This is a genomic window from Parapedobacter pyrenivorans, from assembly GCF_014636865.1.
Classification (GTDB): domain Bacteria; phylum Bacteroidota; class Bacteroidia; order Sphingobacteriales; family Sphingobacteriaceae; genus Parapedobacter; species Parapedobacter pyrenivorans.
Genome location: NZ_BMER01000001.1, coordinates 691,791 through 713,648, shown reverse-complemented (window position 1 = coordinate 713,648; position 21,858 = coordinate 691,791). Strand labels below are relative to the sequence as shown.

Sequence of the window (21,858 nt, the reverse complement as noted above, 5' to 3'; positions counted from 1 at the left end):
TAAATGGAAGCTGATAAAGTAAAAGAATCAATCAAGAAAGCTGCCCGGGACCTTTTCAGGAGATACGGTTATAAGAAAACCAGTGTCAATGAAATTGCCCGCCGGGCAAAAATCGCCAAAGCTACCATTTATAAATACTTCGATAGCAAAGAACTGGTTTTGCATGCTATACTCATGGATTATATCCGTGAAAGTGTGGCGGATTTACTGAGCAAATATAACAATCAGGCAGACTTGGAAACCTATTTGGGTAACACGATCTTGAGGGTGAGCCGCCTTACGTATACGATATGCAATGAATTTTTGGGATGGGATTTTATCCGTGAATCTACCAATACGCAAGAATACCTGCGTACGCTGTCTGACGACTTGGAATTTCTGCTCATCAGCTCCTTTATCAATAATGCGGAGATTGGTAAAGCCGTAGCGCCCGAAAAGTTGACCTTTCTGATCAAAGCCAGTAAAAACATCGTTTTTTCATTTGCTTTCACTTCGGTGAGCGAGGCCGACGTCCGCAAAAACTTCGTCTCTTTCCAAAAGGAAATCCTCCCTTACCTTGTTAAAGCCACTGTAGAGTAGGTGTTGTAAAAAACCCGTACCTTTGCATCCCTATGAGCAGAAGAAGGATTCCACCCGAACAGCGATTGCTAGCTGATATTTCGATTGTAGACATTGCTGAAGAGGGTAAGGGCGTAGCCAAGGTTGACGAGTTGGTTGTTTTTGTAGACAAAGCCATTCCAGGTGATGTGGTAGACGTAGAATTGCTGCGCAAGAAAAAGAATTTTGCGGAGGCACGGGTACACCAACTCAAGAAAGCATCATCCCATCGGACATTGCCATTTTGCGAGCATTTTGGTGTATGCGGTGGCTGCAAATGGCAGCACATGGATTACGACGCTCAACTTCGCTACAAACAGCAGGGTGTAAGCAATGCCCTTACCCGCCTGGGGAAGGTCGATACCTCAGCCATGGAGGCCATATTAGCGGCACCTCAGACGCAGTATTACCGTAATAAGCTGGAGTATACCTTCTCCAATAAACGGTGGCTAACCAATATAGATGATGCGCAAGAAGGCTTGCAAATGAATGCGCTGGGTTTTCACGTGCCTTCGCGGTTTGATAAAATCCTCGACATCGAACATTGTTTTTTGCAGCAAGATCCTTCAAACGCCATTCGCAACAAGCTGCGGTCTTTCGCATTGGAAAATAGCATTTCATTTTATGACTTGCGGCAACATGAAGGCGCCCTACGCAACCTCATCATCCGTACGGCCTCTACGGGCGAACTGATGGTCATCGTGATATTTGCCTATGCAGACGAGGACACCGTTAAAAGGACAATGGCCTTTCTGCATCAGGAATTTCCATCGATTAGCTCGCTGCTGTATGTGCTAAACCACAAGAAGAACGATACGATATTTGACCAGGACATCCACGTCTATGCGGGTCGCGACCATATTTTCGAGGAAATGGAAGGGCTGCGTTTTAAAATCGGTGCTAAGTCATTTTATCAGACAAATTCAGCACAAGCATACCAACTCTATAAGATAGCCCGCGACTTTGCCGCTTTTCGAGGAGATGAGCGGGTGTATGACTTGTATACCGGTGCCGGAACAATAGCCAATTTTATAGCACGGGATGTACACGAAGTTATCGGTGTGGAATACGTACCGTCGGCAATCGACGATGCGAAAATCAATTCGGAGCTAAACAACATCGGCAACACGAAGTTCTTTGCGGGGGATATGAAAGATGTCCTCACGGCGGATTTTATTCTGGAACATGGTGAACCCGACGTCGTTATTGTTGATCCGCCCCGAGCCGGGATGCATGCCGATGTAGTAGCCCGATTGTTAGCCATGGCGGCACCTAAGATTGTGTATGTAAGCTGCAATGCAGCCACACAGGCCCGGGATTTGGCGTTGCTCGGCGAAAAATATGAGGTCCGGCGGATACGCCCTGTTGATATGTTCCCCCATACACAGCACGTCGAAAACGTCGTGTTGCTGATGTTGAAGAAGTAGTACGGCTGGGTTGTTGGTTTTTTTGACTTGATTTTTTATGGAATTAAGAGATTTGCTTGGCGCGCAAGCCGATGACGACGGGCAACCGAAAAAGGAGAGCCCGTTGAAGAGCCTTCAGGCGGATTTAGATTTTTACAGCGAATCCATTAAGGAAATTGCCGTAGAGATCATGGCCGAAGGACTGTCTGCTTACCCTATCTTTATCGCCCATCAGCATGAAGTAAGCTTAGGGGAACTGATACTGAATAAGGACGAACTGGGAACAAATTGGTCTATCCAGGCTTCCACGTTGGAGGAGTTGGTAGAACGCGGAATCATCAAGGAAGATCGACAAGCACATTTCGTCAAGAAATACAAAAAGCCGGAGGATTTTATGTGTCTATTTGTTGTTGTACCGGAAGGCGCCAATTTTGTATTTTATCCGTATAAAGCTTGATAATTGATACAAGATGACGTGCCGTTTAAACGTTTGAAGTAAAAAGCAGTCAAATGGAAGTAAGCGTATGGGTAATCTTGATAAAATAGTACTGTTTATTTCCTTGTTGATATTGCCGACTTGGCTCTTTGCACAAGAGTCCGGAATTGTCCGTGGTATCGTGGTGGAGGCCGGATCTAGCAAGCGCCTGGGGAGCGTGACCATCACGAATAAAACTACCGGCCAGGCCGCTGCTTCAGGGAGTTTGGGTACCTTTGAGCTATGGGCTTCGGTGGGAGATTCACTCGTGGCGACCCTTATGGGTTATCAAACTGCTACGACCGAAATTAAGACACTAAGTGACATCCTTATTGATATGAGTCCTGGAAGCATTCTTTTAGATCAGGTAGATGTAAACCGGATGAGTAAAGAAGCTGAACTCCGTGATGTCATGCGCGGCTATCGTAAGCAAGGGGTCTATTTTGACGGTAAGCCACCCGCATTAGCCTATATTTTTAACCCCATTACATCGCTTTACGAACTGTTTGGCCGTACGCCGCGGAATGCCCGGCGTTTTGGTAATTATATGGAGCGCGAGCTTGCCGAAACGGAGGTAGACCAGAAATTCAGCAGCCGGAAAATCCAGGAGCTGACGGGTCTGAGCGGCGACGATCTTACCAATTTCATGATCTGGTATCGACCATCCTATGAGAAAGCCCAATATTGGGGTGAGTATGATATTACCAACTACATTGTTCAATCCTTCAAGCAATTTGACCGCGATGGCCGACCCGCTGCGCCGAAGCTGCCCAAGCTGGAAGCTGAGCTCAACCAGTAACGGCTTTACCTCATCGGTGCCTCGGTATGCATTTTTGGCATTGGGTTTGCACTCCTTCGTTGTAAATAAAAGATGAACATCATGATGACGAATAGAAGACTAGCCTTATTGGGACTTTCGGTAGCTACATCGGCGATGCTGTTGGGCAGCTGTGGTACAATCCAGTCGATGAGTAATACGCAAAAAGGTGCCGCCACAGGTGCGGTAGCAGGTGGTGCATTGGGTGCACTTATCGGTAACAAGGCAGGCAATACTGCTGTGGGTGCGCTTGCGGGCGCTGCGATAGGTGGTGTAGCTGGTGGGCTTATCGGTAGAAAGATGGATAAACAAGCTGCAGAGATCGAACGTACGGTTGCTGGAGCAGAGGTTATCAAGGCTGATGAGGGTATTATCGTGAAATTTGATTCGGGGATCCTGTTTGATTTTGACAAAACGGATTTGAAACCGGCAGCGCAAGATAATATCGCAAAATTGGTTGAATCGATGAATAATAATCCAGATACCGATATCTTGGTTATCGGCCATACTGATAACAAAGGCACGGATAACTATAATCAAGGGCTTTCGGAACGCAGGGCGCGGTCGGTAAAGAGTTATGCTGTTTCACAAGGTCTGGCTGGGCGTCGGGTCAAAACCGAAGGAAGAAGCTTCCATGAGCCGATTGCCGACAATGATACGGACGCGGGACGGGCCCAGAACCGCCGGGTGGAAATCGTGATCGTAGCCAATGATAAGATGATAGAAGAAGCAAAGAATCAAGCTGGCACATAGCGGGCTATTACATCAAATCGAAGAGTGCGGCCCACGTCTGTGTGGCCGCATTTTTTAATTACCCCAAGCAGTTACCATTAGCCGTCGGCTACCACCGTGATTGCGGTGTTCGCAAACGTATATCCCTTGCCAGGTACCTAAAGCCAGTTTCCCATTTTGGATGGGAATCGTTACCGATACGCCCATCAGCGAGGACTTGATGTGTGCAGGCATATCATCCGATCCTTCATAGTCGTGGCGATAATCAGGATCATTTTCGGGGACTGCCTTATTGAAGTAAGTTTCGAAATCCATCCTGACAGTTGGGTCGGCGTCTTCATTGATGGTAAGTGACGCAGAAGTGTGTTGGATGAAAACATGGCATATCCCTACTTTCCAATGCGATATGGCGGATAAACAATCGGCTATTTCGCGGGTGATGAGATGGAAGCCCCTCGGTCGTTCCCGTAGTGTCACCTGTTGTTGAAAGATCTCCATAAGGTTGGCAAGATAGCAAATATTTTGCGGTGGCCACGGATCCACCATGGGCTCCTCGTTGTTGGATATAAAGGGTAGTTTAGCTAAGTTTGTTGTTATGAATGAACATTATGTCATCCCGTCCCAAACACGGATCGGGCACGTCCATCTCAAAGTGTCGGACCTCGAGCGTTCGCTAGCGTTTTATTGTGATTTATTAGGCTTTGAGCTAACAACACGCTATGGCGGGCAGGCGGCTTTCATCTCGGCCGGCGGGTACCATCACCACATCGGACTGAATACCTGGCATAGCGAAGGTGCTCCACCTGCGCCAACATATGGCGTGGGACTGTTTCATACGGCTATTGTATATCCAGAAAGAAAGGATCTCGCTGTCATTTTTGACCGGTTGCAGCGGGCAGACTATCCGCTGACCGGAGCAAGTGATCATGGTGTGTCGGAGGCGCTGTATTTGGATGACCCAGACCGTAACGGCGTGGAATTGTATTGGGACCGGCCTAAGGAGCAATGGCCCCACCTGCCTGACGGCTCGCTGACAATGTACACGCGGGCGCTGGACTTGGAAGGATTGTTGCGTGAGTTGGATTAGTGGCGGAACTTGTCCGATTTTTACAATTGTGATTCGACGTTTTAGGGCAACTTTGCATAGTTAAAACGAAAGAATTATGCATTTATTCACCTTACTGTCTGTAGCATATGCCGTTTCCAGCGCAAACGCCCAGCATGCGGACAGCATCAAAAATCAAACGACGATGAAATTAAACGCAGGAGTCATTACCGAAAAGCTAGCGGAAACCAAGTCCTTTTACACCGAAATAATGGGTTTCGGCGTGACGTTCGAGAACGAGTTTTATCTCTTGCTCCATACGCCCGATCGAACCGCTGAAATCAGCTTCTTATTGCCCAACCATCCTTCGCAGCAACCACTCTTCCAGCCGCCCTTTCAGGGGCAGGGTGTGTACCTCACCATAGAGGTGGATGATGTGGATGCATGGCATGAAAAAATGATAGCGAAGGGCGTTACGATCAAAATCAGCCTTCGCGATGAACCGTGGGGGGATCGGCACTTTGCGATCGAAGATCCCAATGGGATCGGCATTGATATCGTGAAGTATTCAGGAGCGGCCGAATAACGGCAAAGTGATTGTAATACTATGCTTGCATAGTATTTTTTTGTTACCTTTGCCTTAGGTATAGCTGATACCTTATTAACCGCACAGTTATGATATTCGAACTCACCGAAGAACAACGGATGATACGGGATGCCGCCCGTGATTTTGCCCAGCAAGAACTGAAACCGGGTGTTATTGAGCGCGATGAACACCAGCAATTCCCTGTCGAGCAGGTAAAAAAAATGGGCGAATTGGGATTTTTGGGAATGATGGTTGACCCGAAGTACAACGGAGCTGGATTGGACACAGCATCCTACGTATTGGTCATGGAAGAATTATCCAAAATCGACGCATCGGCTTCGGTGGTGGTATCTGTTAACAATTCATTGGTTTGCTATGGTCTTGAAAAATATGGCACCGAAGAGCAGAAAGAAAAATACCTGAAGCCCTTGGCCAGCGGAGCATGTATCGGGGCCTTTTGTCTATCGGAGCCGGAGGCGGGATCTGATGCGACCTCCCAGCACACCACGGCGGAAGACAAAGGTGACCACTACCTGCTCAACGGGACGAAAAACTGGATTACCAATGGAAGTAGTGCATCTACCTACCTCGTAATTGCGCAAACCTATCCCAAAAAGGGTCACCACGGTATCAACGTACTCATTGTGGAAAGGGGTATGGCGGGTTTCACGATAGGGCCAAAAGAGAATAAATTGGGTATTCGAGGGTCAGATACTCATTCCTTACTATTCAACGATGTAAAGGTGCCAAAGGCGAATCGAATCGGCGAGGATGGCTTTGGCTTCAGATTCGCGATGAAAACGCTAGAAGGTGGCCGTATCGGTATTGCGGCGCAGGCCCTTGGTATTGCCGCTGGAGCGTATGAATTGGCGCTCAACTATGCCAAAGAGCGCCAGACATTTGGCAAGCCCCTAGCCCAGCACCAAGCTATCCAGTTCAAACTGGCCGACATGGCCACGCAGATTGAAGCTGCAAGACTGCTATGCCTTAAAGCGGCGTGGCTCAAAGATAATGGACAACCCTACACCCAAGCGGCATCCATGGCCAAGCTTTTTGCCTCCGAAGTGGCCATGAGAACTACCGTGGAAGCCGTGCAGATCCATGGTGGATATGGTTATGTAAAGGAGTATCATGTGGAGCGCTTGATGCGTGATGCCAAGATTACCCAGATCTACGAAGGTACCTCGGAAATCCAGCGAATGGTGATATCCAGGGAATTATTGAAGGATTGATGTGAAAATGTGGTCGGAAACGGCCAATTTTGGGGTGGTCTTCATCAGTTTTATCGGTTATCTTTACCCTTTCCGAAAAAGTGATTAGGCACCTTTTAATGAAATTGAACCATCATGATTCACATTTCCGGTGAGCAGGTTGTTGCTGCGTTGGACTATAGCTTACTGATCGATGCATTGCGTCGCATGTTCCTGTCGAATTACACCATGCCGGTACGTCATCATCATTTCTACCGTACCGATAAAGATATCGAAAATACCCTTATTCTGATGCCCGCTTGGAATGACGATTACCTAGGCATCAAACAGGTGGTAGTGGCACCAGCGAACAATGATAAGAAACTGCCCGCCATTCATGCTAGCTATACCCTTTTGGATGTTCGGACGGGCGTGCCATTGGCACACCTGGATGCTGCACAGCTCACGTCGCGGCGTACAGCATGCACATCGGCCCTCGCGGCTTCCTATCTGGCACGCGAGGACGCGGCGTCATTGCTGGTGGTAGGTAGTGGTAAGGTAGCGCACCACCTCGTGCAAGCGCACGCAACGGTGCGGCCGTATAAACACATAATGGTTTGGACACGCGACATGCATAAATCGCAAGCCTTTGTGGATCAGCTGGCAGCAGAAGGATATTCGGTAGACGTTGCTGAGAATCTGGAGGAAGCTGCACGTGAGGCCGATGTGATCTCATGCGCAACATTGTCGCCGTCGCCGCTAATAAAAGGCGCGTGGCTGAAGCCCGGTACACACCTAGACCTGATTGGCTCGCACATGCCGAAAACACGGGAGGCAGATGATGAAGCTATTCGTAGGAGCAATGTGTTTGTTGATTCCCGGGAGGGCGCGCTCCACGAAACCGGCGAACTCGCTATCCCGATTGCCAATGGCGTATTCGATCCTAAGGATGTACAAGCTGATATCGTAGCGCTATGCAAGCGAGCACATATCGGTAGAATCACCCCAAACGAAATCACACTCTTCAAATCAGCAGGGCTGGCCATTGAAGATTTGGCAGCCGCACTTTTGGCATACGAATCGGTGGCCGGGTAAGCGGCAACTCATTCCTTATGCCATAACGATGTTACATGCCTTGCTCAAATCGGGGCATGATAAGTTAATATGTGATTACCTTTGCTCGCGTATCTTATCCTATATTTGCTCCAATTGCTAACCCATTTTAGTAAACCTGTTGCTTTTTGATTCGGAGCGGCTATTTTTAAATTGTTCATTATGACATGTAAGTTACGAAATACGTTTGCCGCATTATGCTATGGGATTTTTATTCCTGCTTTTGCGGTTGCGCAGCAAACGACCCAATTAACCAGCTTATACGAGCAGGCGAGCGAAGTGTCGGGCTTGGTGGTACAATATGGCCAAGATACACGGGCCATCGCCTATTTCTATGGCCCCATGTCATCAGGTGGATATAGTCGTTGGGGGAGTTCTTCAGCCAATTCGCCCGAACAACGGGAGAGGATGCTTAAATTGGATAACGAATACCTCGATAAGCTGAATCGACTGGACTTCGATGGCATGAGTATCCATGGGCAGGTCGACTATGTGCTGTTAAAGCGGAAAATCGAGGCCAGTCTCAAAGATCTTGAAGAAGAAGCGGTGCAATACCGGCGTGTTGAGCAATATATTCCTTTTTCCGAAACCATCTATGATGTTGAAGCGAAGCGCCGCCGGGGTACGAGTGTAGACGGTGCTGCCTTTGCTCAGCAGCTGGACGATGCACTGGCAGCATTGGAGGTGGCCAGAGATGCCGTGGAAAAATTGGATAAAATCGACCAAAACGACGCGACCTTTTTGGCCGGTGTACTGGAAGGACTGAAGTCTCGCCTGAAAAGTGCCTACGATTTTTATAACGGCTACGATCCGTTGTTTACGTGGTGGGTACCCGAGCCTTATAAGGCACTTGATGAAGCGCTAGATAGCTATTTGAAGGTCATCCGTTCGAAAAGTGATGCAAAGGTATTCGACGATGGCAGCAATATTGCTGGGCAGCCCATCGGGCGTGAAGAACTCAATCGCCAATTGCAGGAAGAACTGATCGCTTATACGGCGGATGAGCTACTGGAACTCGCGGATAAGGAGTTTGCTTGGTGCGAGGCGGAATTGCTAAAGGCTTCCCGTGAGATGGGTTTTGGAGATGATTGGAAAGCCGCGCAGGAAAAAGTAAAGAATAGCTATGTGGCGCCCGGCAAACAGCCCGAATTGATCATTAAGCTCAATGACGACGCAATGCAATTCATCAAACAGCATGAACTGATGGATTTGCCGCCACTTGCCGAGGAAACCTGGGGCATGATCATGATGACGCCCGAAAGGCAGCTGGTAAATCCATTCTTTACCGGCGGTCGGGAGATTAGTGTCTCTTACCCCACCAACACGATGTCGCATGACCAGAAGTTGATGAGCATGCGTGGCAATAACCCTTACTTCTCCCGTGGTACAGTGCAACATGAATTGGTACCGGGGCATCACCTGCAATATTTCATGAATAGCCGGTATAAAACGTATCGCCGTGAAGCATTCAACACACCGTTTTGGACGGAGGGATGGACCCTCTATTGGGAATTACTCCTATATAATAAGGGATTTGCCAAAACACCGGAAGAGCGCATCGGCATGCTATTCTGGCGGATGCACCGGTGCGCCCGCATAACCTTTTCCATCAAATACCATCTCGGCGAATGGACCCCACAACAATGTATCGACTACTTGGTAAACCGTGTAGGGCATGAACCCGCCAATGCACATGGCGAAGTGAAGCGCTCGTTTGAGGCCAATTACAGTCCATTGTACCAATTGGCATACCTCGTTGGCGGATTACAGCTCTACAGTATCAAAAAAGAACTGGTAGATAGTGGAAAAATGACTTTCAAGGCGTTCCATGAGGCGGTCATCAAAGAAAATTATCTGCCTATGGAAATGGTGCATGCCACGTTGACCAACCAAAAGCTGAAACGAGATTATGAACCGAACTGGAAGTTTTATGACTTTAACTGATCTAACAATCAAGGCAAATTACGATGGGTACGACAACTAGTGGATTTAAGTCATCATTGGGGCTGATGGATGCCACGATGCTGGTGGCGGGGAGTATGATCGGTTCTGGGATTTTTATCGTTAGCGCGGATATTGCACGCAATACAGGCAGCGCTGGTTGGCTGATGGCCGTATGGTTGATTACTGGATTCATGACGCTGACCGCCGCATTGAGCTATGGAGAGCTGAGTGCCATGTTCCCTAAAGCCGGAGGTCAGTACATTTACTTACGGGAAGCCTACAATCCCCTTGTCAGCTTCGTTTTTGGTTGGACTTTTTTTACCGTTATTCAAACCGCTACGATCGCTGCGGTGGGGGTGGCCTTCGCCAAGTTTACGGCTTATCTCCTCCCACTGCTGGATGAAGACGTCATCCTGATGGACCTCGGCTTTTTACAGCTGTCGTCTGCCCAGCTGGTTTCCATTGTGGTTATTTTGCTGCTTACGATTGTCAATACCCGCGGGGTCAACAGCGGTAAGGCCGTGCAGACGTCCATCACTGTTGTAAAAATTGTTAGTCTTTCGGGATTGGTCCTTTTCGGCCTATTTGCCTTCAATGGCGAGGTATGGCAAGCCAATTGGCTATCGGGCGATGCGTGGAATCTTCGGAGGCTGAATGCAGATGGCTCGTTGGCCGACTACACGACATTTGCGGCATTAGGAGCTATCGCCGCGGGTATGGTGGGTGCCATATTTAGCAGCGACTCGTGGCATGCATCGTCGTCTGTGGCCGGAGAGATCAAAAACCCAAGCCGGAATGTGGGGCTCAGCTTAGCTTTGGGTACCATCATTGTCACCGTTGTTTATCTGCTCACCAACCTCATGTACACCGGTGTACTGACGATGGAACAGATGGCGGCATCCGATAAAGATCGGGTAGCGATGACAGCCGCGCAGGAAATCTTCGGTACTGTCGGTATTATCATCATTGCCGTGATGATCATGGTTTCCACTTTCGGATGCAACAATGGACTGATTATGGCTGGTGCGAGGGTTTACTATTCGATGGCTCAGGATGGGCTTTTCTTCAAGAAAGTAGGGCGGCTCAATAAATCTGCCGTTCCGGGCGTGGCCCTTTGGTTGCAGTGTATTTTTGCATCATTATGGTGTTTAAGCGGCAAGTATGGCGATCTGTTGGACATGATTTCCAGTGTGGTGGTTATCTTTTACGTACTGGCTATAATCGGTATTTTCCGATTGCGTAAGTCACGGCCGGATATACCGCGGCCGTATAAGGCTTTTGGCTATCCGGTATTGCCCATGATTTACATCGTGATGGGTATTTCATTTATCGTGTTGATGACTATTTACAAGCCTAATTATACATGGCCGGGAATCATCATTGCATTATTAGGTATTCCAGTATATTATTTGATTCGTAAAAAATCGATGCCTGAAAACTCATAGTGCAGGGCAAACGAAATAACCAAAGGTTGGCGGCTACGTCGACCTTTTTTATATTCAGCCGCATTTCCCAAGGTCGAATATATTGAGTTAAATTACGGTTTGTATCCGCCAATATGCGGTTAGGCTCGTCCTATACACCCCACTATATTTGCAATAGTGGGTGTCTTTTTGACATTTTCAACCAATTATTCAATTATTAAACGAGGCCGGGATTTAACTATGGTCACTTTCGAACGTGACGCAAGGCGAGTTAATTTTTCAATGTTTACTGACGTTACAAAATGAATCCAAAAAATTATGAAAAGAATCACTTCACTTATCTTATTTTGTGCGGTTTGTTGCTCGATTGCCTATAGCCAACAGAAGACCATTACCGGCAAAGTAATGTCGGAAGATGGAATTCCGATTGCATCGGTGACCATACAGGTTCTGGGCACTTCGGCGACGAGTCAAACCGATGAAGAAGGCATGTTTTCGTTGGTCAGTAATGTCGGTAGTACCGTTTCGGTCACTTCGGTGGGTTATCAGCCAGCCACATTTTCTATCGACAACCGAGATGATTATGAGATTCGCCTGATTGGCGAATCGACCGATCTGGATGAGGTAGTGGTAACTGCCCTTGGGATAAGAAGGGAGCGAAGACAGCTCACTTATAGCACCCAGCAGGTCAGCGGTGAATCCGTTGCGAATTCAAAAGAACCGAATGTACTGAATGCGCTTACCGGCAAAGTATCGGGTGTCCAGATTACGTCATCCAGTGGCCAGCCGGGAAGTTCGTCACGCATCGTTATCCGTGGCACCAGTTCGTTATTGGGGGAGAATGAAGCACTGATCGTGCTGGACGGTGTCCCCATAAACAATGATGAGGGCGGCAATGCCGGACCCGGAGCAGGGATAAGCCGTATTTCCGATATCGACCCAGCTATTATTGAGTCCATCAACGTGTTGAAAGGGTCGGCTGCCGCTGCATTATATGGTTCGAAAGCCGCGCGGGGCGTGGTGATGATTACTACAAAAAATGGGTCGAAGGATCGCAAACCTACTATTTCGTTTACTTCCCAGTACTCATTGGAAAATCCGATCCTCCCTGAGGTACAAGAAAAATATGCGCTGGGAGATCGCGGGGAATATTATGACGGCGATGAGCGAAAGACAAGTACCGTTTGGGGGCCGCCAATCGCGGAACTCCTGGCCAGCGGCCTAGTCACGTATAATAAAAACCCGATGGAAGAATTTTTCCGGACGGGAAAGACCGCAACCAATTCGTTGAGCATCGATGGGGGAAGTGCGCGATCCAATTATTTCCTATCCTATTCGTTTGTCAATCAGGGAGGCGTGGTGCCCGAGTCTGCCTACGACCGGCATGCCATGTTTGCGAAATACACGACTGAGATCTCCGAAAAGCTGTCGAGTACCATCCAACTGAACTATACCACGTCGTCCTCAGACCGGGTGCCGGAAGGTCACGGGCTGGAAAGCCCATTGTGGACGATCTATACAGCTCCCCGGACCTGGAATCCGTTACCTTACCTAGACGAAAACGGCAACCAGCGGGTTTTCCGTTTCTCCAGGAATAATCCGTACTGGGTGTTGAATCATATCAATAATGAGTCGATTGTCCATCGGTTCCTCCCGGTCGCCACGTTCACATACAAACCATTCACTTGGTTAACGGTTACCGAACGCATCGGTGCGGATATTTTTGCGGAACAGACCAAGTACTATGAAGCGCGGAGCAATACCTTGCAGACACTCGGTGTGATCCGCGATCGCAACAACAACTTCCGCCAGTTCAATCACGACCTTATCGTTGAGGCCCGGAAGCAATTTGGTGAGGATTGGGATATCAGCCTGATGCTGGGAAACAACATATTATCCACCTACAGCCAGAATTATCAGATCGAAGGAACCGGGCTGACCATCGAGGACTTTAAAAATGTCAGCAATTCCGAACGGCAGGTCAGCACGGAAAGCCACTACCTCCAGCGAAAAGTCGGATTTTATTCGCAGGCCAATATCGAATTCAGGCGCTTCCTCAACCTTTCCCTGACCGGCCGCTATGATGGTAGCTCGGTCTTGAACGTCGGCAATCGGTATTACCCTTATGGTTCGATGTCTTCTTCGTTCGTGTTTTCGGAACTGCTGGATGTACCGGCCATCACGTTCGGTAAGCTTAGGGCCTCCTATTCCATAGTGGGCAACGATAACATCGGCCCGTATAGCCTACAAACGCCTTTCCAGATTGCTGGTAATTTCCCGTTCAACAACCGGAGCGGTTTTCTGATGGGCAACACCCTGGGCAACAATAGTTTGGTAAACGAAAAGACGAAGGAATATGAGGTTGGCCTTGAAATGCAATTCCTGAAGACTAGATTGGGTTTTGAGTTTAGCTATTTCAATCGAAATCATGTGGAATTGCTGACGTCGAATATTCCGATCTCGCCGGCAACGGGCTATAGTTCCACGACACTCAATGCAGGTGATATGACCAACAAGGGCATTGAATTGATCGTCAACGGATCACCTATTAAAAACGCAAATTTTTCATGGGATATGACCGTTAACTTCTCGCGGATAAGGAATAACGTAACCCGGATATATGGCGACCAGGATCGGCTGCAGATCGGCGAAACATGGGCTTTCCTCAACCAGCCTTACGGGGCGTTCTATAACTATGGCTACAGCCGGAATGAAGCAAATGAAATCCTTATCGATGCAGGTGGACTACCCATGGTTAGCAACGAATTGCAGATGATCGGTAACATACAGCCAAAATGGCTGGCCGGCATAACGAATAATTTCAGGTACCGCAACCTTTCTTTTGATTTCTTCTTTGATTTCAAAAAGGGCGGCGATATCTTCAATTCGGATGAGCGGTACGGATTTTTCTACGGGACACCCAAGGTGACAGAAAACCGAGAGCCGCGCGTGATACCGGGAATAAGCGTTGTGGACAACCAGCCGAATACGGTAGAAGTACAGGCACAAGATTACTACCAACGGCTGAATCTGATTTACGAATCCATCATACAGGATGGAACTTTCCTGAAGCTGCGCAATGCGTCTATCCGATATCAGTTTCCTGAAAAATGGATCAGTAGGACGCCGTTTAGTGCAGTGTCCCTCGCCGCGACCGGCAGGAATTTATGGATTTATGCTCCGAATTTTACGGGATCCGATCCAGAAGTAAGCAGCTTTGGTTCTTCCAATGGTTCCCAAGGGGTGTACGCCTATTCCGTACCGACAGCCAGATCTTACAATTTTACCCTATCCGTGAATTTCTAAACTAAAAGCTGATGAAGACGCGTATTTTTTCTTTCATTTTTGCAGTAGTATTGTTTGCTGGTTGTGAAAACTTTATAGATGTCAACGAGAATCCGAATGCCCCTACCAAGGTGGATGAGAAGCTGCTGCTGGCTCCCCTTTGCTATCAGATTGCGCATAACATCACGGCGGGCAACGGTACGCTGTTCGTCAATTACTATATGCAGAATATCGCCTTGAACCAGCCCATTCCCAATCATGGTACCTATTTGCTGGTGCCAAGTGAGCTGGATGCGCCGTGGACGGCATTGTATGCGACCAGTTTAAAAAATTTGAACATCCTGAAGCTGCAAGCCGAAGAGCGCCAGAATTTTCATTATGCAGGTATCGCCAAGATATTGACTGCCTATTGCCTTGGGCTGGGGACCTCTTTTTGGGGAGATATCCCGTATTCGGAAAGCTTGCAAGGCGAAGGCAATTTCACACCCGCATATGACGCTCAGGAATCCATTTATCAATCCATCCAGCAACTGCTGGATGAAGGGATTGCTGACATTGGTAGAAATATCGGGCTGACGCCCGGCAACGATGATTTTTTCTTCGTTGGGAACATGGAGAATTGGGTAAAAGCTGCTTATACCATGAAAGCTCGCTTTCATATGCACCTCACCGATGCTCCCGGATATGATGCGGTACAACAGGCCACGCAAGCCCTTCAGGCGCTGGCGCAAGGGTATGGGAGCAATGCCGAAAACATGGAGTTTGATTACCCGGGTGGCGCTGGTACGCAGAGCCGGTGGTTTACGCGGATGTTGCCCATCGAGACCATCGTGCTTGCTGCCAATGCCGTGGATACACTCGTGTCCCGGAATGACCCGCGCCTTCCGCTGTTGGTCACTCCGGCAAAGAGCGATGGCGAGTACCGGGGACGACCTTTAGGGCAACAGGGAATTGGTAGTTTGGAATCGTATTCCATATTAGGGGATTACTATGGGGGGCAGGACGCCAGCGTGCATTTGCTGACTTACTCCGAAGCGTTATTCATTGAAGCCGAAGCAACGCTTATTGTTTCAGGGCATGCGGCTGCTGAACCGATATTCCGGGAGGCCATATTGGCCAATATGGAACAGGTGGGCTTGTCTCGTGACGATGCGGACGTACAGACCTACCTGTCTACACGGTTACCACTTACCGCCGGCAATGCTTTACAACGCATCATGGAAGATAAAAAGGTTGCTAATTTCCTTTCGGCTGAGAACTTCAACGATTGGCGGCGCACGGGCTTTCCGGTTATGGCGAAAGTGGAAAATGCACTTTCCGATATCCCAAGACGGTTGATTTACCCATTGATTGAGGTCTCTACCAACCCGCAATCGCAACATACCGCAACGTTGACGGACCGTATATGGTGGGATCAACCCTGATAAAAACAAGTTCGTAATAGCTTATGACACACATCGTGAAAATAAAAGGCATAATAGCACTTATCCTATTTGTAATCAGTACACTGCCCAGTAGCGCACAGCAAGAGCTTTCAGCGGTGCCCTGCCAGGAAGTACCCCACCTTATTCAGCAGTTTACTGCAGATCGACGGGCCGTCAACCGGTTTTATACAGTGGGCATGTCTCCCGAGCGCCGCGAGCGGCTTATTTTGTTATACAACGATTACCTGACGGCTTTGGATGGGCTGGATTTCAATGTATTGAACCAAGAATGTAAGGTGGATTACCTGCTTTTCCGAAGGAATTTAAACGAGTATATCCGCTTTGCAAAGAAGGAAGAAGAAGAATTCAAGAAGGTTGTGACTTGGTTTCCCTTTGCCGATTCGGTCTATGCTTTGGAAAAAAAGCGTAGACGGGGTGCAAGTATAGATGCCAAACGTGTGGCGATCTATTGGAACAATCTTGCCAAGGAAGTTAGGCAGCTCAATGAACGGTTCGTGGAAAGCGACGCACAGTTTACTACGGGTGAGATTCTCACGGCCAAACAGACCATCGCTGGGTTCCAGACCGCATTGACCAGCGTATTCGAGTTTTACAACGGCTACGACCCTTCGTTTACCTGGTGGGCGGAGCGTCCTTACAAGCAATTGGACAGCACGTTAAGTCGGTTTGCAACGCAGTTTGAATCGAAGCTGCCACCCGCTGACCAGAATGGCATCATCTCTAGGGAACCCGTGGGACGTGATGAGCTGGTGAAGCTATTTACCTACGAAATGATTCCCTATACGCCCGAGGAAATCTATGAGATTGCGCAGAAAGAGATGGCGTGGTGCGATCAGGAATTGATCAAGGCGTCGCGCGAACTTGGCTTCGGCGATGATTGGCGAAAAGCCAATGAGTATGTAAAAGAGCAATACGTGGACCCCGGTAAGCAACCCGAAACGATATTGCGATTGTACAACGAATCGATTGATTTTATCAAATCCAACGATTTGATAACGATTCCGCCTTTAGCGGAGGAGACGTGGGGCATGATCATGATGACGCCCCAGCGGCAACGGTACACGGCGTTTTTCACGGGTGGGTGGGAAATCAGCATATCCTACCCCACGAATACGATGGATATCGACCAACGGCTTATGAGCATGCGGGGCAATAATCCACATTTCTCTCGGGCTACGGTACATCACGAGTTGATTCCCGGGCATAATCTCCAATTTTTCATGCGCGACCGGTACCGGACCTATCGGTCGGAGTTTTCCACACCGTTCTGGATGGAAGGCTGGGCGCTATACTGGGAATTGTTGCTGTGGGACAAGAAATTCCCGCAAACGCCCGAGGATAGAATAGGCATGCTGTTCTGGCGGAGACACCGCTGTGCGCGTATCATCTTTTCCCTGAATTTCCATTTGGGGAAATGGACGCCCCAGCAGTGCATCGATTACCTGGTGGATGAAGTGGGGCACGAGCGCGAAAATGCGATAAGCGAAATCAGGGGGCCGCTCAGTGCGGGTACACGGGGCGCGCCACTTTATCAGATCGCTTATTTGCTGGGTGGTATCCAGATGATGCACATGAAAAAGGAGCTGGTTGATGGTGGGCAGCTGAGCTATCGTGATTTCCATGATGGGATTATCAAGTTGAATGCCATGCCGATGGAAATGATACGGGCAGTCTTAACCGGTCGGCCATTAACGAAGGAATACAAAACCCAATGGCGGTTCTACGACGATAACGACTTGAAAATAATAAAATAAACGTACCGATGATGAGAACATCCCTACTCCGCAGCCGGGTTATAGTGGCTGCATTACTTCTGTTGGCGCCCGGACGTGCACCGGCACAAGCGGACAATGAATTTGTACCCTGCCAGGTCATGCCCCAACTGATTACACGCTACGATGCCGACCTGGCATCCCTGCGGATAGCCTATATCGTTGAATATTCGCCGGAGCGCCGGGCACGCTTTGAAAAGCACGATCGGGATTATTTGGATAAATTGTCGAAGATTGATTTTTCGAGTTTATCGCAGGAGTGCCAGGTTGACTATATCCTGTTCAAACGGGATCGCGAAGAACAGCTCCGGCTTTCGCAGGCCGAGCGGGAGGCCGTTGAAAAAATCACCAAGTGGTTTCCTTTTGCGGAGGCTATTTACGACGAAGAGCGCTTCAGGCGCGACGGCAGTGACATACCCGACTCCAAACAAATCGCGTTGCGTTATACGGATATGATAAAGCAGATCAAGGCGTTGCGGGCCCAACTAAAAACCGACGAAAGCCTGAATGTGCTGGATATCTATACCGCTGGCAATATCATTACCGGATTACAAACGGCTTTGCGCAGCGCCTATGAGTTTTACAATGGCTACGATCCGCTATACACCTGGTGGGTACCCCTGCCATACGAAAACCTCGTGAGGGAATTGTCGGGATATGCCGACGATTTCGGGGAACAATTGGTTGCAGGCCGTCTTCAAATGGACGACAGTGGTATCGTAGGCAAACCCGTTGGTAGGGAGGAGCTTATCAAGCTTTTGCGATACGATTTCATTCCCTACACGCCCGAGGAATTGATTGATATCGCCATGAAGGAGTTTGAGTGGTGCGATGCCGAAGCCTTGAAAGCTTCACGGGAAATGGGCTTCGGTGACGATTGGAAAGCCGCACAAGAGAAAGTAAAGGAAACGTATGTGCCGGCGGGAGGTAAGCCAGCACTTATCCGTAGGCTGTTCAATGAATCGCTCGATTTCATCAAAGCGCATGATCTAGCAACGATCGATCCGTTGGCCGTAGAGGTCTGGGGATTGCGGATGATGTCGCCGGAGCGTCAACTGGTGAATCCCTTTTTCACTGGCGGAACTTCAATCAGCATATCGTATCCAACCAACACCATGGAGGTTGAAGACCGGATGATGAGCATGCGCGGCAATAATCCCCATTTTTCGCGGGCAACCGTGCATCACGAATCGATCGTGGGCCATCACTACCAGCGGATGATGACCAACAGATACCGTACCTACCGCTCATTTGGAACGCCATTCTGGACCGAGGGATGGGCATTGTACTGGGAGTTCCTGCTCTATGATATGGACTTTCCGCAATCGCCGGAAGATCGGCTCGGCATGCTTTTTTGGCGGATGCACCGGTGTGCCCGGGTAATCTTCTCGCTCAACTACCATCTGGGTAAATGGACACCTCAGGAGTGTATCGACTTTTTGGTAGACCGCGTCGTCTTCGAACGCGCAAACGCCGAAGCTGAGGTTAGGAGGTCATTCGGCCTGCGTATAACGCCGCTGTACCAACTGGCTTATATGATGGGTGGCTTGCAATTTTCCGGACTGAAACGGGAGTTGGTGGATAGTGGGAAAATGCCCATTAAGGAATTTCATGATAAGGTGTTGACCTTAAACGCGATGCCGGTGGAAATGGTGCGAGCTATCCTTACAGAACAGCCTTTGGACAAGAATTTCAAGACGAGCTGGAAATTTTATGAACAAGCCCCATTCTGGAAATAACCATGGGTGATTTCAACAAATTAGACCATATGAAGACAATAAATTATCTAGCCATCTGCCTAATGTTCGGTGGGCTGCTTACCGTCGACGGCGCTTTCGCACAAGGTGCCGTGGCAGATTACAAACGAGCAAACGCCTTTGGCGAAACAACCCGGAATAAAGTATTTTATGCGCCAACGGCTTTTTCTTGGTTGGAAGACCAACAACGATTATGGTATGTGCATGAAACGCCGGCGGGAAGGCGGTTTATATTCGTAGATGCCTCCAAAAAGCAAAAGGCGGAAGCATTCGACCATGCGAAGCTTGCTACGGCGCTCGCAATGGCCAGTGATGAAGTGGTCGATGCCGACAGCCTTCCATTTTATAGTATTGCCTATAAGGGAACCAACCGGATCGAGTTTGATGCGTACGGCAAAGTTTGGAGCGCGAATTTAGCTGATTATAAGGTTTCAGACACCGGAAGGAAACCTGAGCCTAGGGGCCGACGGGGTTATTGGGGCAACCGCGAAGAAAATGAAAGCCGGGAAATCCCTTCGCCGGATAGCAACTGGGTAGCTTATATTAAGAACCATAATGTGTACATCCGCGAGCGGGGTGATGGCAAAGACGAAATTCAGCTGAGCTACGACGGTGCGCTTGGTCATCACTATTCGTCCCAGATCGCTTGGTCACCTGATTCCAAAAAACTTGCTGTCAACAAGGTCAGGCCCAACACACCTCACAAAATCTATTTTGTCGAGTCGTCGCCGAGCGCGCAACTGCAGCCAATCCTTCAAGAACGGAACTATTTGAAACCCGGCGATGCGCTCCCACAAAGCCAGCCGGTGCTTTTCCTTCTGGAGAGCAAGCAATCGGTACCGATAGACCCTGAGCGGATACCCAACCAATACAGCATCTCGCGTCTGGAATGGCGCGAAGATAGTCGGGCGTTTACGTTTGAGTACAATCAGCGCGGGCACCAGCGTTATGAAGTTATGTCCGTAGATGCCAACAATGGCGAGGTGAAAGCACTGATTACGGAAACCAGTAAGACCTTTGTCGAATATAGCGGCAAAAAATACCGAAAGGACATCCATGATGGCCAGGAAATCATCTGGGCGTCGGAGCGCGATGGCTGGAATCACCTGTATCTTTACGACGGGCAAACCGGCAAGGTGAAAAACCAGATTACCAAGGGCGAATGGGTAGTGCGTGAGGTGGCGTATGTAGACGAAGAGCATCGGTACATCATTTTTGCCGGAAGCGGCAAGGAGGCCGGCCAAGATCCGTATTTTATCCAATACTACCGGGTTAATTTCGATGGTTCGGGGTTTAGGCCACTAACGACGGAAGACGGCAATCACCGGGCGTCGTTTTCTTCGGATTTCTCGACGTTCGTAGATACTTATTCACGGGTCGACGCTCCTCCGGTATCGGTATTGCGCAGCGCGACGGACGGCAACATATTGTTTGAACTGGAAAAAGCGGACGCCAGCGCGTTGTTGGCAACCGGTTGGAAATATCCCGAAGTATTCCATGCCAAAGGGCGTGATGGAGAGACGGATATATGGGGTGTTGTCATCCGGCCTTCGAATTTCGACCCCAACAAATCCTATCCCGTCATCGAAAATATCTATGCCGGGCCGCAGGGTTCTTTCGTGCCTAAGAATTTCGGTACGCAACAGGGGATGGCCGCGCTGGCCGAACTGGGTTTTATCGTCGTGCAGATTGATGGGATGGGTACATCCAACCGATCAAAGGCATTCCATGACGTGTGTTGGAAAGATCTTAAGGATGCCGGATTTCCCGATCGGATTTTGTGGATGCAGGCAGCTGCGCAGCGGTACACCTATATGGACCTCGGCCGGGTGGGGATATACGGTACTTCCGCTGGCGGACAGAATGCTGCGGGAGCGGTGCTGTTCCATCCAGAGTTCTATAAGGTCGCCGTGTCTTCGTGTGGTTGCCATGACAACCGGATGGACAAGATGTGGTGGAATGAGCAGTGGATGGGTTATCCCATTGGTCCGCAATATGCCGAATGCTCAAATGTCGTCAATGCACATAAACTGGAAGGGAAGCTGATGCTTATCGTGGGCGAGGTGGACGACAACGTAGACCCTGCTTCTACCATGCAGGTCGTGGATGCGCTGATCAAGGCCAATAAAGAACACGAATTGGTTGTATTGCCCGGCGCTGGCCATACTTCGGGCGGGGAATATGGTGAGAAGAAGCGACGCGACTTTTTTGTGAAATACCTGTTGGGCGTAGATCCACCGGTATGGGAAGGGCAGAAAGCGGTGTTTTAG

17 protein-coding genes are annotated in these 21,858 nt (G+C 49.1%); 16 read left to right on the top strand and 1 reads right to left on the bottom strand.

What is annotated here, in order from left to right; genetic code table 11:
* The first annotated feature begins 3 nt into the window (after positions 1-3).
* The 5 genes from IEV98_RS02650 to IEV98_RS02630 all read left to right on the top strand — a co-directional run bounded on the left by IEV98_RS02650 (position 4) and on the right by IEV98_RS02630 (position 4,048).
* Positions 4-579, top strand: coding sequence for a TetR/AcrR family transcriptional regulator (locus tag IEV98_RS02650; RefSeq protein ID WP_188504375.1), 576 nt, complete (start codon positions 4-6; stop codon positions 577-579).
* Positions 580-611: 32 nt separating this feature from the next.
* On the top strand, positions 612-2,024 hold the full coding sequence (gene rlmD, locus IEV98_RS02645; protein ID WP_188504374.1) for a 23S rRNA (uracil(1939)-C(5))-methyltransferase RlmD: 1,413 nt from the start codon (positions 612-614) through the stop codon (positions 2,022-2,024).
* 37 nt (positions 2,025-2,061) lie between these two features.
* A complete protein-coding gene (locus tag IEV98_RS02640; protein WP_188504373.1) occupies positions 2,062-2,460 on the top strand; it encodes a hypothetical protein in 399 nt (132 codons plus the stop codon).
* A 67-nt stretch (positions 2,461-2,527) separates the two neighbouring features.
* Positions 2,528-3,277 (top strand): peptidase associated/transthyretin-like domain-containing protein, encoded by a 750-nt coding sequence (locus IEV98_RS02635; RefSeq protein ID WP_188504372.1) that lies wholly within the window; start codon positions 2,528-2,530, stop codon positions 3,275-3,277.
* Positions 3,278-3,358: 81 nt separating this feature from the next.
* Complete coding sequence (locus IEV98_RS02630; protein ID WP_188504371.1) at positions 3,359-4,048, top strand: YiaD family glycine zipper/OmpA-like lipoprotein; 690 nt, start codon at positions 3,359-3,361, stop codon at positions 4,046-4,048.
* A 54-nt stretch (positions 4,049-4,102) separates the two neighbouring features.
* Here the strand turns inward: IEV98_RS02630 and IEV98_RS02625 are convergent, their stop codons facing one another.
* A complete protein-coding gene (locus IEV98_RS02625) occupies positions 4,103-4,525 on the bottom strand; it encodes a secondary thiamine-phosphate synthase enzyme YjbQ (RefSeq protein ID WP_188504370.1) in 423 nt (140 codons plus the stop codon).
* A gap of 97 nt (positions 4,526-4,622) precedes the next feature.
* Between IEV98_RS02625 and IEV98_RS02620 the strand changes: the two genes are divergently transcribed.
* The 11 genes from IEV98_RS02620 to IEV98_RS02570 all read left to right on the top strand — a co-directional run bounded on the left by IEV98_RS02620 (position 4,623) and on the right by IEV98_RS02570 (position 21,858).
* Positions 4,623-5,114, top strand: coding sequence for a VOC family protein (locus IEV98_RS02620; RefSeq protein WP_188504369.1), 492 nt, complete (start codon positions 4,623-4,625; stop codon positions 5,112-5,114).
* Positions 5,115-5,190: 76 nt separating this feature from the next.
* Positions 5,191-5,658, top strand: a complete 468-nt coding sequence (locus IEV98_RS02615; RefSeq protein ID WP_229738535.1) for a VOC family protein — start codon at positions 5,191-5,193, stop codon at positions 5,656-5,658.
* An 89-nt stretch (positions 5,659-5,747) separates the two neighbouring features.
* Positions 5,748-6,890, top strand: coding sequence for an acyl-CoA dehydrogenase (locus IEV98_RS02610; protein WP_188504368.1), 1,143 nt, complete (start codon positions 5,748-5,750; stop codon positions 6,888-6,890).
* Positions 6,891-7,004: 114 nt separating this feature from the next.
* Positions 7,005-7,943, top strand: a complete 939-nt coding sequence (gene lhpI / locus IEV98_RS02605; protein ID WP_188504367.1) for a bifunctional Delta(1)-pyrroline-2-carboxylate/Delta(1)-piperideine-2-carboxylate reductase — start codon at positions 7,005-7,007, stop codon at positions 7,941-7,943.
* A 180-nt stretch (positions 7,944-8,123) separates the two neighbouring features.
* A complete protein-coding gene (locus IEV98_RS02600; protein WP_188504366.1) occupies positions 8,124-9,905 on the top strand; it encodes a DUF885 family protein in 1,782 nt (593 codons plus the stop codon).
* Between the two features lie 23 nt (positions 9,906-9,928).
* On the top strand, positions 9,929-11,350 hold the full coding sequence (locus IEV98_RS02595; protein ID WP_188504365.1) for an APC family permease: 1,422 nt from the start codon (positions 9,929-9,931) through the stop codon (positions 11,348-11,350).
* Positions 11,351-11,647: 297 nt separating this feature from the next.
* On the top strand, positions 11,648-14,635 hold the full coding sequence (locus IEV98_RS02590) for a SusC/RagA family TonB-linked outer membrane protein (protein ID WP_188504364.1): 2,988 nt from the start codon (positions 11,648-11,650) through the stop codon (positions 14,633-14,635).
* Positions 14,636-14,646: 11 nt separating this feature from the next.
* A complete protein-coding gene (locus IEV98_RS02585; RefSeq protein WP_188504363.1) occupies positions 14,647-16,038 on the top strand; it encodes a SusD/RagB family nutrient-binding outer membrane lipoprotein in 1,392 nt (463 codons plus the stop codon).
* 23 nt (positions 16,039-16,061) lie between these two features.
* Complete coding sequence (locus tag IEV98_RS02580; RefSeq protein WP_188504362.1) at positions 16,062-17,813, top strand: DUF885 family protein; 1,752 nt, start codon at positions 16,062-16,064, stop codon at positions 17,811-17,813.
* Between the two features lie 8 nt (positions 17,814-17,821).
* Positions 17,822-19,570: a DUF885 family protein gene (locus IEV98_RS02575; RefSeq protein WP_229738534.1), complete on the top strand. Its 1,749-nt coding sequence runs from the start codon at positions 17,822-17,824 to the stop codon at positions 19,568-19,570.
* A gap of 29 nt (positions 19,571-19,599) precedes the next feature.
* On the top strand, positions 19,600-21,858 hold the full coding sequence (locus IEV98_RS02570; RefSeq protein ID WP_188504361.1) for a S9 family peptidase: 2,259 nt from the start codon (positions 19,600-19,602) through the stop codon (positions 21,856-21,858).